Genomic DNA, 14,042 nt, shown 5'->3' with positions numbered 1-14,042 from the left:
CCCATTTCGCTCCTTCGGAGCTCCCGCAGCCACCTACAATTCCGGCCCACACCCCGGCCAAGCATGGGCGGTTGATATGCCATTAGAACTTCGAGTATGATGCGCTCTGGCAGGGGAAGCACTATGCCGTTAAGCAGGTAGCCCCTGTGATTGCCGAGGAAGCTGACGAGACTGTCGTCATCACTGTGTACGTCTTCTACTTCTAGAGGGGCGCGCGATGACCATCCGCTACGACCGGGAATGTGACGCCCTGTATATCCGGCTGGTCGAGGGGCCGCACCAATGCCGCACCCTGCGCTTGTCCGACGAGGTCGCCCTCAACATCGGCGAAGGCGAGCTGTTGGTGGGCATCGAGGTCCTCGATGCCAGGAAAGTGCTCGGCTCAGGCGCACTTCCTCGGCTGGTTCTCGAGAACTTCCCGAGCGAAGTCGTGCAGACCTCGTAGGCCGCTGAACCACGTGTGGCCTTGACAACCGGGACGTGTTGAGCTGCCGCTTCAGCAGAGGCGGCAACTCGCTGTTCTGGATCGGACCGCCCCGCCTACAGTTCATACCCCAGCCGCACGAGCAGGCCGCCGATCAGTTCGTTCATCCGCGCGACCTCGGCCGGGGCGAGGCTCTCGCGCCACTTGTAGTTGCGGCTCTCGATGTCGCCCACGAGCGTCGCCAGAAACGCCTGGTCCCACGCGAGGCCGCACTTGGCGGCCACGGCGTTGAGGGCCTCGGCGGGCCGCGCCGTGAACTCCTCGTAGCGCAGCTCCATGTACCGCTCGGGCGGCAGGGCCTCGGCGGCCCGCAGCGTGTGCTCGGTGATGAGCTTCCACTGGAGGGCCGAGGCCTCGAGCACGGGCAGCTCCAGCAGGTCGCGCCAGCCGGGCGGGCGCGTGCCCCAGTAGGCCCCCGCCTCCTTGGCCCGCGACCGCGAGATCGAGTAGGCCACCGCCCGGCCGTCGCGCACGATGTGCACGAACACCGCGTCGGGGAACACGGCGTTGAGGAAGCCCACGCGCACCGAGTTCCGCGGGCACTTGGCCAGGAAGCGCGGCTTGCCGAAGAGGGCCAGGTGGGTGCGCACGACGGCGTGCAGGTAGCGGCGGGCGCGCGGCGTGGCGTCGTCGGGGCCGAGGGCGTGGTCGTCGCCGCGGCAGAACCGGCCCCACACGTTCTCGGCCTCGGTGGGCTGGAAGTTCCGCCGCCCCAGCAGCAGCAGCCGCGTGGCGAGCAGCGAGCTGGGCATCTTCTTCATGGCCCGCGAGATGACCGCGATGTCGGGGTGCTGCGCCAGCTTCTCGTAGAAGACGCTCGTGCCGCTGCGCGGGCAGCCCAGGATGAAGATGGGCGCGCGAATCTCGATGGCCATCAGCTCACCTCGTCCTTCGCGGCGCGGCGCATCAGGTCGCGCACCGCCGCCTTGGGGTCCTTGCCGCGGAAGAGCACCTGGTAGACCTGCTCGGTGATCGGCAGCTCGACGCCATGCCGGCGGGCGAGCGCGCGGACCGAGAGCGTGGTGCGCACGCCCTCGGCCACCATGGCCATGCCGGCGAGAATCTCGTTCAGGCTCTTGCCCTGGCCGATCTGCACGCCCACGGCGCGGTTGCGCCCGAACGGGCTGGCGCACGTGGTGATCAGGTCGCCGATGCCCGCCAGCCCCGCGAAGGTGTGGCGCCGCGCGCCCAGGGCCACGCCCAGCCGCGTCATCTCGGCCAGGCCGCGCGTGAGCAGGGCCGACTTCGCGTTGTCGCCCAGGCCCAGCCCGTCGCAAATGCCGGCCGCGATGGCCACCACGTTCTTCACCGCCCCGCCCAGCTCCACGCCCGCCACGTCGGTGGTCGTGTAGACACGGAAGCGGTCGGTCATGAACAGCGCCTGCGCGCGGCGGGCCAGCGCTGCGCGGCGGCTGGCCACGGTCACGGTGGCCGGCAGGCCGCGCGCCACCTCCTCGGCGTGGCTCGGCCCCGAGAGGGCCGCCACCGGCGCGGGTCCGAGCACGCCGGCGATGATCTGCGTGGGGCGCAGCAGCGTGCGGTTCTCGATGCCCTTGGCCACGCTGACGATCGGCGTGCCGCGCCGGTAGCACCTGGCGAGCCGCCGCAGCACGCCGCGCATGAACTGCGTGGGCACAGCCATCACAAGCCACTCGGCCCCCGCCACGGCCCCGGGCAGATCGCTGGCCAGCTCCAGCGCCTCGGGCAGCGGAATGCCGCGGAGGAACTTCACATTCTCGCGCCGCCGGCGCATCTCCTCGATGTAGTCCGGGAACGCGCCCCACAATCGCACCGCGTGCCCTTTCCCCAGGAGCAGCAGGGCGAGGGCCGTGCCCCAGCCGCCATCGCCGATTACCGTTACATGCTTGCCAACCATCGTTGCGTCTCCACGTTCGATGAACGGGGGAGGGAGCCTTTCCTGCAAGAAAGGCTCCCTCCCCCACCCTCAAGAGAACTCCTGGGTTGGGCTGCGCCGCACGCGACGCAGTCCAGCTCAGAAGTTCCTGAAAGGGGGTTTGGGGAGAAACTTGCTTTCAAGAAGTTTCCCCCCAAGTCTGCCTCAACAACGCGGTCGCTGCCGCCAGCACGTCGTCGGGCGTAATGGCGAGCATGCAGCGGGGGTTGTCGCACGAGCGTTTGCGGCACGGGCGGCAGTCGAGCGGCTTCTCGACGATGGCCCGCGGGCCGAAATAGGGGCCGTAGACCCGCGGGTCCTTCGGCCCGAAGAGCGCCACCACCGGCGCGCCCACGGCCGAGGCCAGGTGCATCGGCCCGGTGTCCACGCTCAGGAACACGCGGCAGCGGCGGCACAGCTCGCCCAGCTCGCGCAGCGAGAAGACCGGAGCCACGGCCGCTGTGGGCGTGGCGTCCCCTTCTTGTTTCATTGTGGGCGGGATGTCCTCCTCCCGCGACACGCGGCGTGGGGACACGCCGCCCACAACCTGGGACCCCCCACCCGCAGTTCGGTTGGCTGCTTGCGCCATACTCTCCGCTGATTCGCTCTCCGACTGGCTCGGCCCACGGGTGAAGATGACACGCAGCCCCAGCTCGGCGGCGAGACGCTTCGCCACCGCGACCCAGCGGTCCTGCGGCCATTGCTTGTACTGCCCGAAGGGGCTCGTCCCCGCGTGGATCAGAGCAAACCGTTCCGCCCCCAGGCCGCTGGCGGACAGGAACTCATCCACCTTCGCCCTGTCCGCATCGCTCACGGGGATGACGGGCCTGGCGTCCGCCGTCTCGATGCCGAGGGCGCGAAGGAGGGCGAGGCCCCGCTCGACCCTGTGCATCGGCCCCTCGGGCAGCGGCAGGCGCACGTTGTAGAACCAGTGGCTGCGCTCGCGGCCGCTGCCGCGGGCGGGGCCGATGCGCAGCGGCGCGCGCGTGAGCCACACGCCCACGGCGCTGCGCAGGTTGCCCTGGAAGTCCACCACCGCGTCGAGTTGCTTCCTGCCCAGCAGGCGGCAGAAGCCGAAGAACTCGCGCGAGGCCTGCCACCAGCCGCGGCGGCGCTTGAATGCGCCCTCCCACTGCTTGCGGCCCGAGACCAGCACCTCGTCGAGCAGCGGGTGGCCCTCGAGCACGCCGGCCGAGGCGGCCTCGACGATCCAGGTGAGGTGCGCCTCGGGCCGCGCGCGCCGCAGGGCCGAGAGGGCCGGCAGCGTGTTGATCACGTCGCCCAGCGCGCTCAGGCGGAAGATCGCGATCCGCCGCGCGTCCGCCAGACTTGTGATTTGCGGCTTGCGATTGGCGATTTCAGGACCCTCGGTCAGCCCGTCTTGACCAGTGGCTCGATCTCGACCTCGATCCTGTGGGTCGCCAGATCGTAGCTCGATTGCGCGTTCATCCAGAACTCGGGCGACGTGCCGAGCGCCGCGGCGAAGAGCTGCGCCGTCTCGGGGCTCACCGCGCGCTTGCCCCGCACGATCTCATTGATGCGCCGCACCGGCACCCCGAGGTGTCGGGCGAAGGCCGTCTGCGTCAGCCCCAACGGCCGCAGGAACTCCTCATCGAGGATCTCCCCTGGTGATGTGGGGATGCGATGTCTCGGGATCATCTGCCCTGCCTCCTATCCCGTGTGGTAGTCCACAATGGTCACCTTGTGGGCGGCGCCCTCGTGCCAGCGGAACAGAATGCGCCACTGGTCGTTGATGCGGATGCTGTGGAAGCCGCTCAGGCCGCCCTTGAGCGCCTCGAGACGGTTCCCTGGCAGCGCGAGCGGATCGCGCAGGCTCTGGGCGTACTCGAGCATGTCCAGCTTCCGACGCGCTGTCCGCCACAGAACCGCCGGGATTCGCCGGGTCCGTTTCGAACTCAGGCCGTGGTAGATGTCCTCGGTAGCCCGGTCGCCGAACGACACAATCATGCCGGCTCCGCCTCCGCTGCCTACTATACCACATAGCGACGTAGCGTGCAAGACGGCGGAAGAGGCGACTCAACCTGTCACCCGCCACCAGAGCCTGTGCCGTCCGAGGTCGCGCCGGCAGCGGGCCATCGCCGCGTCGGTGTGGGCGAGGAGCACGGGGTCGTCGCCCGCGTAGGCGTCGAGGAAGGCCGCCCAGGCCGCGTCGCTGACCGGCTTGGGGGCGAGCCCGAGCTTGTGGAGCGAGCGGTAGAGCCGCGCGAGATTGGCGAAGCGGGCGCTCAATGGCAACTCGTCGAGCAGCTCGGCGCGGTCCAGGTCGAGGATCATCGCCGAGCCGTCGGCGCCGAGGAGGATGTTCTTCGCGTTCAGGTCGGGGTGCCACAGGCCGGCGTCGTGAATCTGGCGAACCAGGCGCGCCGAAGCGGCGAGAGCAGACTGATGCGTGATGCGTGATGCGTGACCCGAGCCAACAGGGGAATGAGCATCGCGGCGCAGCGCGGCGGCCAGGTCGAGAGACTCGGGCACTTCGCGCACGATGATCTCGGCGCGGTAGACGCCGGGGAGGATCTCGCGGCGAATGCCGGCGATGACCTCTGGGGTGGGAATGCCTCGGCGGCGCAGGGCGTCCGACACGGCGATCTCGCGGAGAAACCGCCCGCCGTCGAGATACCTGTCGCCCAGCAGCCGGCCGAAGAGGCCCCCGCGCCGGCACTGGCGCACCAGGGCCGTGCCCCCATCGGGCAGCGCGAGGCGCTCCATCGGCGCCCGGCCGGCCCTCGGCGGCAGAACTGTGGGCGGGACGTCCCCGCCCCGCGGACCACCCTCGCGGCGTGGGGACGCGCCGCCCGCAAGTCTCTGCTCGCGGATGGTTTCGGCGCAGGGGGGCTTGACGACGAGGACGGCCTTGCCTTCCTCGAGGACGTCGTAGCCCTGCGGCGCGGTGGCGGGCAGGGCCAGGCCGAGCAGCTCGCGGGCCTGACGCAGGCGGGCGAGGGCCACGTCGCCCTCCATCTCGACGAGGCGGCGCAGGGGCGGCACGGCCTCGCGCGGGCGGCCCAGGGCCACCAGCGTGCGGGCGAGGAACAGGCGCACCCAGGTGGCGTAGTCGCCCAGCTCGTCGGCGCCCTCGGCGCGGCGCAGCGCGTCGAGGGCCTCGGCGAACTGCCCGAGCTTGTAGAGGCAGGCGCCGCGGTGGAGGTGGATGGCCTCGGGCTGCTGCGACCAGGTGCCCGCGCGGTCGAGATAGCCGAGGGCCTCGCCGTAGCGGCCGAGGTCGTAGGCGGCGAAGCCCAGGTAAGCGAAGAGGTCGGGCAGCGAGGGGTTTTTCCGCGCCGCGAGCTGGAGCAGGGGCCAGGCGGCGACGGGGTCGCCCCGCTCCACGCAGGCCCGGCCGCGGGCGAGGAGGCGCCGGGCGCTCCACCCGGCGGGGGCATCGGGCATGACGCGCGCGTCCGGCGGCTTGCCGTCGGTATCGGCGCCGAACCGGCGGAAGAGCGCGGCCTCGACCTCGGCGAGGAGGGCGGCGAGCGCGCGCGGATTGTCGGTGAGGCCCACGGCGCCGAGGCGCCGGAGCGGGGCCTCGACATCGCCGCGCCGCATGGCCACCAGGGCGAGGTAGGCCTCGGCGAGCAGATTGCCGGGCGAGAGCGCGAGCGCGGCCCGCAGCGCGGCCAGGGCCTCCTCCGCCCGGTCGGCCTCGGCCAGCAGCGCGCCGCGGAAGAGCGGGAAGGCGGGGTTCCCCGGCCAAGTCTCCGCCGCCCGCGCGAGGGCCTCGAGGGCCTCGTCGAGGCGGCCGGCGTCGCCGAGCGCGAGCGCGCGGTGAAGGGCCGCGTGAGGCGACCCCGGCGCCCGCTCGGCGGCGCGGCCCAGCGTGTCGAGCGCCTGCGCGGCCTCGCCGGCGCGGAGGAGCCGTTGCCCGCGGAAAAGCAGTGCGGTTGCACCCATGGGCTGTCCTCTGTCCGTTGCGATTATAGCGAGCCCTCGGCGCAGCGGCAAGCTGGGCAGGGGAAAGGCGGGGCGCGTTTCCCACGGGACCATTGACATGCCGTGGGCGGGGGGATACGATACCATAGCGGGGAGGGAGGGGCTCAGGCGATGGGCTCGGAGCCGGCGGAACACTCGGCGCCGGCCGCGCTGGAGAGCCTGGTCCGCCAGGCAGAGGCCAGCGGCGCCAGCGATATCCATCTTCAGATGAACGGTGCCCGCGCGCACGTGGCCTTCCGCCTCGACGGCGTGATGACGCCCGCCCTCGATCTTGCCGACGGCCTGGCCGAGCGAGTGGTCGGCCGCATCAAGTACCTCGCCCGCCTGAAGACCTATCAGCAATCGCTCCCTCAGGATGGCCGGATAGACAAAGCGGACGTAGGGGCCCGCAGCGACATCCGCGTGGCCACGTATCCCACCGTGACGGGCGAGAAGATCGTCCTGCGGCTCTTCGGCAGCGCCGAGGTCCGCACCCTCGACCAGCTCGGTTTCCCCGCCGAGGCCCGCGCGCGGCTGACGGAGTTCCTGCGGCAGACCTCCGGCCTGCTGCTCCTCACCGGCCCGGCGGGCAGCGGCAAGACGACGACCATCTACGCCTGCCTCCAGCACCTGGCCGCCCGGAGCGGGCGGCACATCATCACCGTCGAGGACCCCGTGGAGCAGGTGATCCCGGGGGTCATGCAAACCGAGGTCAACGCCGCACTCGGCCTCACCTTCGCCAAGGCGGCGCGCCACCTGCTGCGGCAGGACCCGCAGGTGCTCGTGATCGGCGAGATTCGCGACGAAGAGACGGCCAACATCGCGGTCCGCGCCGCCTTCACCGGCCACCTGGTGATCGCCACGCTGCACGCCGGCTCGTGCCGGGGCGTGTTCGACCGCCTGTTCGACATGTGCGACGACCGCTACGCGGCCATTGCGGCGGCCGAGATGGTGATCAACCAGCGGCTCCTCCGCGCCGTCTGCCGCGAGTGCCGGGGCGCGGGATGCGCGCGCTGCCTGCACACGGGCTACCACGGGCGCGTGCCGATCGTCGAATGGCTGCGGCTGGACGACGCGCTGCGTGCCCGGCTGCGCGCGCAGGGCGCCGACGCCGTGGCCGCTCCCACGCCGTTCGCCGAGGCCGCGCGCCGGCTCGTCGAGAGCGGAGTGACCAACGAGGCCGAGTGCACGAGGGTTCTGGGCACATGAAGCACGATGAATTCGCGTTCTTCAACGAGCAGTTGGCGCAGATGCTGCGGGACGGCATTCCGCTGGAGGGAGCCGTGGAACAGCTTTGCCTCGGGCTGGGCCGCGGCGCCCTGACGGCCGACCTCCAGGCCGTCGCCGCCGACCTGGCCCGCGGCGTGCCGCTCGCCCAGGCGCTCGACGGCAAGCGCCTGCCCGACCTCTACGTTCACATGGTCCGCGTCGGCGCCGCCGGCAACAACCTGCCCGCCATCCTCCAGATGCTGGCCGACCACTACCGCCGCGTCGGCTCGGTGTGGACGCGGCTCAAGGGGCTCCTGTTCTACCCCATCGTCGTGCTGCTGGCCACGCTCGGCGTGTCGCTGTTCCTCGCGCTCTATCTCGGGCCGCTGCTGCGCGAGTTCGCCGCTGATTTCCACTCCATTTCCCTTGGCCTGATCTACCGCACGCCGGGGGCCTGGGGCGTGAGGGTCCTGGGCGCGCCGGCGGCGCTCACTGCGGTGCTGCTGGCCGTGGCCATTGCCTTATCGCTTCCAGCCGTTCGCCGCTGGCTGCGGTGGAGCGTGTCGCCGTTCCGCGAGGCGAGCCTGGCTCAGGCCGCCTCGGCCCTGGCGCTGATGCTTCACGGCGGGTGCCGCCTCGACGATGCGCTCCAGCTCATGGAACAGCTCGAGAAGCACACCCGCGCCGGCCCGGCCTTCGGCCGCCTGCGCGACCGGCTGGCCGGCGGCCGCGCGCGCTTCGCCGAGATGGCGGAAGGCGACCGCGTGTTCCCCGCCCTCTTCACCTGGATGGTGGACCAGGGCGGCGAGGACATGGCGGCGGGCTTCGAGCGCGCGGCGCAGCTCTACCACACGCGCGCCGACCACGGCACCGAGATGCTGCTCTACGCCGCGCTGCCGTCGTCCATCCTCGTCCTCGGCAGCATGCTGTTCTTCCAACTGTCGTCCATCGCGGCGCCCCTGGTGGCGCTGATGCAGCAGATCGCAGGCTCCTAGGCAGAGCACGTCATGTTGACCTTTGCCTCGATGCAATCCCTCGGCGGTCCCGCCACCGGCATGCGGGAGCCGCTCCCCGAGCTAGTGGCCTGGAGCATCTGGCTCTTCTTCGTCCTGGGCGTGCCGTACGCGGTCTACTGGGCGCTGAGCCTGCCGTTGCGGCGCCAGGAGCGGGGGCGGCTGCTGCTCGACATCGTGGAAACGTGCGTGGCGCAGGGCAAGAGCGTGGAGCGCGCGCTCGTGTCGCTCGCCGAGGCCGAGCGCCTGGAGTTGAAGAGCTGCTACCCCGTCGCGTACTGGATGTTCACGCACCTGCCCGTGCTCAGCCGTCCGTGGGCCTGGGTTGGCAGGTATCGGGCGCGGATGGTGTTCGGGCCTCGCCTGGCGCGCGTGGCCCGGCGGCTGAGCGGCGGCGAGGCGCTCCCCGCGGCCCTGCGCGCCGTGCCCGGCCTCGTGCCGCCCCAGGTGGCCGAGATGCTCCGGGTCGGCGGCGAGACGGGCGACATTCGCAAGGTGCTGCCCGCCTGTCGCAGAGTGCTCACCAGCGCCACGCCTCGCATGCGGAGCGCGATGAACTACGTGGTTGTGCTGGCGTCGGGCTTCTTCCTCACCGGCGTGGGCCTGTTCCTGTTCGCCGTTCTCGCCATCGTGCCGAGGCTCCAGATGATGCTGGAGGACATGCACCTGGCGGAATGGGCGCTGGTGTCGCCGTACGCCCAGGCGCTCTTTGCCGTGGCGGCGGCGCTGAGCCTGGTCGTCGTCCTCTCGGCGCTGTCCTACGTTGGCGGGCCGGAGCTGGCGACGCTCCTGCGGCTGCGGTGGCTCGGGGACCGGCTGGCCGTGTGGCTGCCGTGGCGGCGCAAGCGGCTCCAGCGCGACTTCTCGGCCATGCTGGCCGTGCTGCTCGACGCCGGCGTGCCCGAGGCGAGGGCCGTCGAGTTGGCCGCCGCGGCAACCGCGAACCGCGTGCTCGTGCGGCGCGCGCAGGCCGCGGCAGCGGCGATGGCGCGCGGGGCGCCGCTCGCCGAGGCCCTCGGGTGGCTCGACGGGTCCGGCGAGCTGAAGTGGCGGCTCGCCAATGCCGCGCACGGGAACCTTGGGTTCCTCGATGCCCTCGCCGGCTGGCACGAGAGTCTCGACGCCAAGGCGTTCCAGCAGGAGCAGACGGCGGCCCAGGCGGTCACCACGGCGCTCGTCCTCGGCAACGGCGCCATCGTCGCGCTCGTGGCGATCGGGTTCTTCCACATCCTCCTGCTCCTCGTGAGAGAGGGGATGATATGGTGAGGCAGCGTCGCCGAGCGAGCATCCTGATCGAGCTGACCGTGGCCATGGGCCTCCTGGCCGTGGTCTTCACCGGCTTCGCCGTCAGCCAATCAACCGACGTGGCGATGCTGAAGGCGCAGTACTACCGCGCCGTGGCGATGGAGATCGTGGACGGCGAGTTCGAGGCGTTGCTGGCCGGCGAGTGGCAGGCATTCGGCGAGGGGGTTCACGCCTACCCCGTGCGCGCCGATGCCGCCAGGAACCTGCCCGAGGGCACGTTCACCCTCACGGTCAGGGGCAAGCACGTGCGGCTCGAGTGGACCCCCGCCCGCCTGCGCCAGGGCGGCCGTGTGGTGCGGGAGGCGGACGTGCCATGAACGCAGCGAACCGAGAACGCGGCTTCACGCTCATGGAGGTGATGACCTACATCGCCGTCCTGGGCGTCATGACCACCGTGGCCTGGCTCGCCTACTACGCCTGCGTCGCCCACTCGCTGGACCTTCTGCGCAATGTGGACGACATTACGCGTGCGGTGAAGGCCGGCGAGCGGTGGCGCGAGGACGTGCGCCGGGCCATCGCGCCGCTTCGCGTGGCCGACGGCGCCCTGCACATTCCCCAGGCGGAGGGCGAGGTGGTCTACCGGCTCGCCGGCGCGGCGGTCACGCGGCGAGGCCCCGAGGACCCCGCGCCCAGGCCGTTCCTGGCCAGGGTCAACGCATCTCGCATGGAGCGAGACGCGGGAAAGGCCGTGGCCTCGTGGCGCTGGGAGGTCGAGCTTACGGGCCGAGAGCGCGCCCGGCTGCGCCCGCTCTTCACGTTCCGGGCTGTGCCGACCGCGGCGGGAGCGAGGTGAGCGCATGCTGCTTCATCGGGCACGACGACGCAGACGCCAGCGTGGCTTCGGGCTGATCGTGGCCCTCGTGCTGATGGCCGTCATGGGCGCCTACGTGGCGACCAACCTCGCCGCGCTGGGGCGCCTGCGTGGCTTCCTGAGCCTGGTCGAGACACAGCAGGTTCAGCGCCTTCGCTCGCCTTGAGACTCCGCCGCTACAGCCGCTCGCCCATAAATGAAGCGGCCGCGCCCCGCTCGCGCGGAACGCGGCCACTCGACTGCATCGGCCGAGCCGAGATCAGTTGTTCTTCGGCTTGGGGACGATCTCCGTGCACTCCGTCACGGTGATCCACTTGTTGCCGTCCTTCTCCGCGATGGTGCCGATGGCCTTCACCTTCTTGCCATCGAAGGCGGCGACCTTCTTGCCGTTCTCGTCGAGGACGACGCAGTAGACCACAGGGGCATCCTTCTTGCCGCCGGTGATCGTGATGCTCTTGATCGCATCGCCATCCTTGGTTACGGCGACCGTGCCGACGCAGCCGGGCTGCTTCTTCGGCTTTTCGCCTTCAGCGGCCATCGCCACGCTGGCCACGAACGCCACAGCGACGCACACGGCAATCAGAGCCAGAATCCGCGGTCTCACGTGTCTTTCTCCTGCATTGCGCCCTCGCGGAGCCGAGGGCAGTTGCGACTCACTCACCACACGTCACGCCGGTTTTCACTGTCCGTTCACACGCTGCAAGCGCGCGGGCAACTCCGCAGACGAAGCTGACCCACGGGATTGCGCCCACTCCTCGGGCGCCCGTTTCCCGGCACCCGTTAGCAGCTCGTTGGCCTGGCTCGCCTTCACCTCCTTTCGGCCCGCTCACATGGGGACTGGAGATTCCACAAGTTCCCGGCAGTGTACTGATGCAAACACGGGAAAGCAAGCCCCCCGCCGCGCGGCCCGTCACTGGTGCCATTCGCCGGTGTAGGGCTTGTAGAAGGCCCGCCACTCGCGCCGCGACCACACGGGCTGCGACGGCTCGCCCTCCTGGCCAAGAGCGTCCACCGCGACCACCTCGTAGCGGCGGGTCGCCCCGCCGGCGGTTTCGTCCAGAAACTCAGTGGCAGCAAGCGGCTCCGGCGTTAGCAGCGAGATCGGGTCCTTGTCCCACCGCCCGTCGTGCCGATAGACGAGGTAGCCCTTGACGGCCTTCTCCCTGTTGGCGACCCACTTGAGGCGCGTGGCGCCTGCTCCTTCCTCCTTGGCGAAGACGTGCTGGACGGCTGACGGATAGGTGAACACCAGGGCCGAGGGGCCGCCCGCGACGCCCAGGCGGTTGACGGCGATCACGCGGTAGGCGTAAGTGGCAAATCTGTAAGGCTTTCCGTTGGGGTCGAGCTGGTCTGGCTTCAGCGCGGACCCGCCCAGGCCCGGTTCCGCAGGCTCCCTCTGGCCCGTCGCCAGGTCAACCGTCCCATCCACAAGGCTATTCTCTGCAATCGGTTGCGACGTGAGGCGCTGGAACTGGCCGATCCGCTTGATCCGCCCCACCGCGTTCTCCGAGGTGTGGCAATAGCGCTGCTTCACGCGCAGGACCTCGTCGGTCGAATACGCCGCAACTTCTGCCCTCTCAACGAGATAGCCTGCCACATCCTCGGCTTCTGCCTTTGGCCAGGCCACCTCGATCTGCTTCGGCCCAAGCACCGAGACCACCACATCACTCACCACCGCCGGTTGCGCTCGCACGATGAAGGAGCCGCCCGCGGCCTTCACCTGGTAGAAGGCGATGGCTTTCCTGGGTGGCTTGTCGTCCGTAAACGTCGTTGCATCAAGGCCTTCGGCGATGGGCTTGACCTCCACCTCCCACGGCACGCTCCCCGCGCCGCGCAGCACTGTGTAGCGGGGCCTATCAGCCCCGGCGGGTGCCTCCCAGGTGAGCACAACCGCGTCTGGCTTGGTCACGACCTTCAGATTAGGCACGCGCGGGGGTGGGGGCGGGGCCTCGGCGTAGCGGAAGGTCCAGAGTTGCTGCTCCTTGTCCGTTCGGTTCTCGAGAACGAATAAGTTCTTGTCCGGCAAGTACATAAGCATCCTGTTACGGCTGCCGGAAGGGTCGGGCTGCGGGTCGAGGTCCAGGCGCTTCCACGTGCTCTTCGCCACGTCGAGCACCCAGGTCTCGAGGGTCTTGTCTTTCTCGCCATCGCGCTGGACGGAGCAGAGCACGATGCCGTTGCGGGTGTCGGCGGCGAGGACGGGGCTGGTGCGCTTCCCTGGCGGGTGGGTTTGGACGTCGAGGGTGCGCCAGGAGTTGGCGCGCAGGTCGTAGACCCAGGTGCGCTCGTCCTCCTGGAACTGCGAGCCGAAGAGCACGAAGAGGCGGTTCGCGGCGTCGTAGGTGAAGCCTGGCTGGGAGAGGTTGGGCGCCGGGGCGGGCGGCTTCGGCTTCATCTCGGTCCAAGTGTTTGTGTACAGGTCATATACGACGGTGCCGTGGTTCGACCCTTCGCCGCCGTGGAGCACGACGACCTGGTGGTGTGGGTCGTAGGCGGCGCCGCGCAGGGGGGCGGGCCACACCTCGGGGCACGGCCTCAGGTAGCGCCAGGTGTTGGTGTCGAGGTCATAGGTCCAGACGGAGCTGTTCTTGAGGTTGATCTCGCGTGGCGACTGCCAGCCGTGGCTGCCGCTGAACGCCGGGAACCGGATGAACTTGCGGAGTGCGTCGTGGAAGACGTTCTGCTGGTCGCAGCAGGTGCCTGGGGGCGCGTCGTTGGGCTCCTTCAGCGTCCACGCGTCGGCATCGAGATCATAGGTCCAGACCTCGGCGTTCTGCTCGCCGCCGCCGCCCTGGTTGTGGCCCGCGTGGCGAATGAGGAGCTTCGTGAGCCAGTCGTAGCCATAGGAGCCTTCGTAACCCAATCTGGGCGAAGGCTTTGCCGCACCCTCTCTCGGATGGTGCTTCACCCACTTCAGCACGGGGTGGGGCGGGTCCGGCGTCGGAGCGCCGACAGCCGTCGCGACCCCAAACACCGCCGCCAGGAAGGCCGCAGTCCCGTGCGCCATCGTTCCTTCTCCTCTCAAACACCGTCCCCAGGCCAGTCGCACGCCGGCATCGCGTGAGTGTAGGCCGAGGGCACCGCCCTGTCAAGAGCGCGGCAGGCGCGCCGCCTGGCCTCCAGTCGGCGCGCCCGCGCCCCCACCCGCCGCCACGGTCTTGGAAACCAGACACGCCGCCGCCATACCGGCTCACATACTTGCTCATCGCGCAGATGAACGAGTATGGCCGGAACCGCGAGAATCGCCCATTCTCGCCCATCTACCCATGCTGTATCACTTTCCCCCTCACAGGGTTGATACAGCATGGGCAGGCTCCGCCCGCCAGCCGCTCGGCACAGCCCTCCCGCGTCCAACCCCAACCTCCCGACCCCAACCTCCCGCGGGTTCGCTACCCG

General features: G+C 70.2%; 15 protein-coding genes. 7 read left to right on the top strand and 8 right to left on the bottom strand.

Translation table 11 applies throughout. The features are described 5' to 3' along the window. The first annotated feature begins 217 nt into the window (after positions 1 to 217). On the top strand, positions 218 to 445 hold the full coding sequence (locus PLE19_22545) for a DUF2283 domain-containing protein (protein HPD17727.1): 228 nt from the start codon (positions 218 to 220) through the stop codon (positions 443 to 445). 95 nt (positions 446 to 540) lie between these two features. On the opposite strand, the gene PLE19_22540 is transcribed toward PLE19_22545, so the two are convergent. From PLE19_22540 to PLE19_22515, 6 genes are all read right to left on the bottom strand, one after another. Then, complete coding sequence (locus tag PLE19_22540) at positions 541 to 1,359, bottom strand: sulfotransferase (protein HPD17726.1); 819 nt, start codon at positions 1,357 to 1,359, stop codon at positions 541 to 543. Continuing rightward, positions 1,359 to 2,360: an NAD(P)H-dependent glycerol-3-phosphate dehydrogenase gene (locus PLE19_22535; protein ID HPD17725.1), complete on the bottom strand. Its 1,002-nt coding sequence runs from the start codon at positions 2,358 to 2,360 to the stop codon at positions 1,359 to 1,361. The genes PLE19_22540 and PLE19_22535 overlap by 1 nt, the downstream gene beginning before the upstream one ends. A 157-nt stretch (positions 2,361 to 2,517) precedes the next feature. Continuing rightward, positions 2,518 to 3,654 carry a glycosyltransferase family 9 protein gene (locus PLE19_22530; GenBank protein ID HPD17724.1) on the bottom strand — a complete coding sequence of 379 codons (1,137 nt, stop codon included), beginning with the start codon at positions 3,652 to 3,654 and terminating at the stop codon, positions 2,518 to 2,520. Between the two features lie 95 nt (positions 3,655 to 3,749). After that, complete coding sequence (locus tag PLE19_22525) at positions 3,750 to 4,037, bottom strand: HigA family addiction module antitoxin (GenBank protein HPD17723.1); 288 nt, start codon at positions 4,035 to 4,037, stop codon at positions 3,750 to 3,752. 12 nt (positions 4,038 to 4,049) lie between these two features. After that, the gene (locus PLE19_22520) at positions 4,050 to 4,346 is read right to left on the bottom strand and encodes a type II toxin-antitoxin system RelE/ParE family toxin (protein HPD17722.1); all 297 of its coding nucleotides are present in this window, start codon (positions 4,344 to 4,346) and stop codon (positions 4,050 to 4,052) included. A 69-nt stretch (positions 4,347 to 4,415) separates the two neighbouring features. Next, the gene (locus PLE19_22515) at positions 4,416 to 6,290 is read right to left on the bottom strand and encodes a lipopolysaccharide kinase InaA family protein (protein ID HPD17721.1); all 1,875 of its coding nucleotides are present in this window, start codon (positions 6,288 to 6,290) and stop codon (positions 4,416 to 4,418) included. Between the two features lie 150 nt (positions 6,291 to 6,440). On the opposite strand from PLE19_22515, the gene PLE19_22510 reads away from it, so the two are divergent. Genes PLE19_22510 through PLE19_22485 form a run of 6 tightly spaced genes read left to right on the top strand, consistent with a single transcriptional unit; the run spans position 6,441 to position 10,812 of the window. Next, a complete protein-coding gene (locus PLE19_22510; GenBank protein HPD17720.1) occupies positions 6,441 to 7,517 on the top strand; it encodes an ATPase, T2SS/T4P/T4SS family in 1,077 nt (358 codons plus the stop codon). After that, entirely contained in the window at positions 7,514 to 8,512 is a 999-nt protein-coding gene (locus tag PLE19_22505) for a type II secretion system F family protein (protein HPD17719.1), read from the top strand. The genes PLE19_22510 and PLE19_22505 overlap by 4 nt, the downstream gene beginning before the upstream one ends. 12 nt (positions 8,513 to 8,524) lie before the next feature. Next, entirely contained in the window at positions 8,525 to 9,796 is a 1,272-nt protein-coding gene (locus PLE19_22500; protein ID HPD17718.1) for a type II secretion system F family protein, read from the top strand. Then, positions 9,793 to 10,152: a hypothetical protein gene (locus tag PLE19_22495; GenBank protein HPD17717.1), complete on the top strand. Its 360-nt coding sequence runs from the start codon at positions 9,793 to 9,795 to the stop codon at positions 10,150 to 10,152. The genes PLE19_22500 and PLE19_22495 overlap by 4 nt, the downstream gene beginning before the upstream one ends. Beyond that, a complete protein-coding gene (locus PLE19_22490) occupies positions 10,149 to 10,628 on the top strand; it encodes a prepilin-type N-terminal cleavage/methylation domain-containing protein (protein HPD17716.1) in 480 nt (159 codons plus the stop codon). The genes PLE19_22495 and PLE19_22490 overlap by 4 nt, the downstream gene beginning before the upstream one ends. Before the next feature lie 4 nt (positions 10,629 to 10,632). Next, the gene (locus PLE19_22485; GenBank protein HPD17715.1) at positions 10,633 to 10,812 is read left to right on the top strand and encodes a hypothetical protein; all 180 of its coding nucleotides are present in this window, start codon (positions 10,633 to 10,635) and stop codon (positions 10,810 to 10,812) included. A 93-nt stretch (positions 10,813 to 10,905) separates the two neighbouring features. Here the strand turns inward: PLE19_22485 and PLE19_22480 are convergent, their stop codons facing one another. Further along, a complete protein-coding gene (locus tag PLE19_22480) occupies positions 10,906 to 11,250 on the bottom strand; it encodes a hypothetical protein (protein HPD17714.1) in 345 nt (114 codons plus the stop codon). A gap of 306 nt (positions 11,251 to 11,556) precedes the next feature. Then, complete coding sequence (locus PLE19_22475; protein HPD17713.1) at positions 11,557 to 13,653, bottom strand: hypothetical protein; 2,097 nt, start codon at positions 13,651 to 13,653, stop codon at positions 11,557 to 11,559. Positions 13,654 to 14,042 lie beyond the last annotated feature (389 nt).

It is taken from the genome of Planctomycetota bacterium (assembly GCA_035384565.1).
Lineage (GTDB): Bacteria > Planctomycetota > PUPC01 > DSUN01 > DSUN01 > DAOOIT01.
The sequence above is the reverse complement of the archived record's forward strand: the minus strand, read 5'-3'. Positions and strand labels throughout refer to the sequence as shown.

Bases quoted from the DNA above. Each gene is read 5' to 3' on its own strand.
- PLE19_22525 (HPD17723.1), bottom strand. From the start codon at position 4,037: ATGATCCCGAGACATCGCATCCCCACATCACCAGGGGAGATCCTCGAT.
- PLE19_22490 (HPD17716.1), top strand. From the start codon at position 10,149: ATGAACGCAGCGAACCGAGAACGCGGCTTCACGCTCATGGAGGTGATG.
- PLE19_22475 (HPD17713.1), bottom strand. From the start codon at position 13,653: ATGGCGCACGGGACTGCGGCCTTCCTGGCGGCGGTGTTTGGGGTCGCG.
- PLE19_22515 (HPD17721.1), bottom strand. From the start codon at position 6,290: ATGGGTGCAACCGCACTGCTTTTCCGCGGGCAACGGCTCCTCCGCGCC.
- PLE19_22545 (HPD17727.1), top strand. From the start codon at position 218: ATGACCATCCGCTACGACCGGGAATGTGACGCCCTGTATATCCGGCTG.
- PLE19_22520 (HPD17722.1), bottom strand. From the start codon at position 4,346: ATGATTGTGTCGTTCGGCGACCGGGCTACCGAGGACATCTACCACGGC.
- PLE19_22510 (HPD17720.1), top strand. From the start codon at position 6,441: ATGGGCTCGGAGCCGGCGGAACACTCGGCGCCGGCCGCGCTGGAGAGC.
- PLE19_22500 (HPD17718.1), top strand. From the start codon at position 8,525: ATGTTGACCTTTGCCTCGATGCAATCCCTCGGCGGTCCCGCCACCGGC.
- PLE19_22505 (HPD17719.1), top strand. From the start codon at position 7,514: ATGAAGCACGATGAATTCGCGTTCTTCAACGAGCAGTTGGCGCAGATG.
- PLE19_22540 (HPD17726.1), bottom strand. From the start codon at position 1,359: ATGGCCATCGAGATTCGCGCGCCCATCTTCATCCTGGGCTGCCCGCGC.
- PLE19_22485 (HPD17715.1), top strand. From the start codon at position 10,633: ATGCTGCTTCATCGGGCACGACGACGCAGACGCCAGCGTGGCTTCGGG.
- PLE19_22535 (HPD17725.1), bottom strand. From the start codon at position 2,360: ATGGTTGGCAAGCATGTAACGGTAATCGGCGATGGCGGCTGGGGCACG.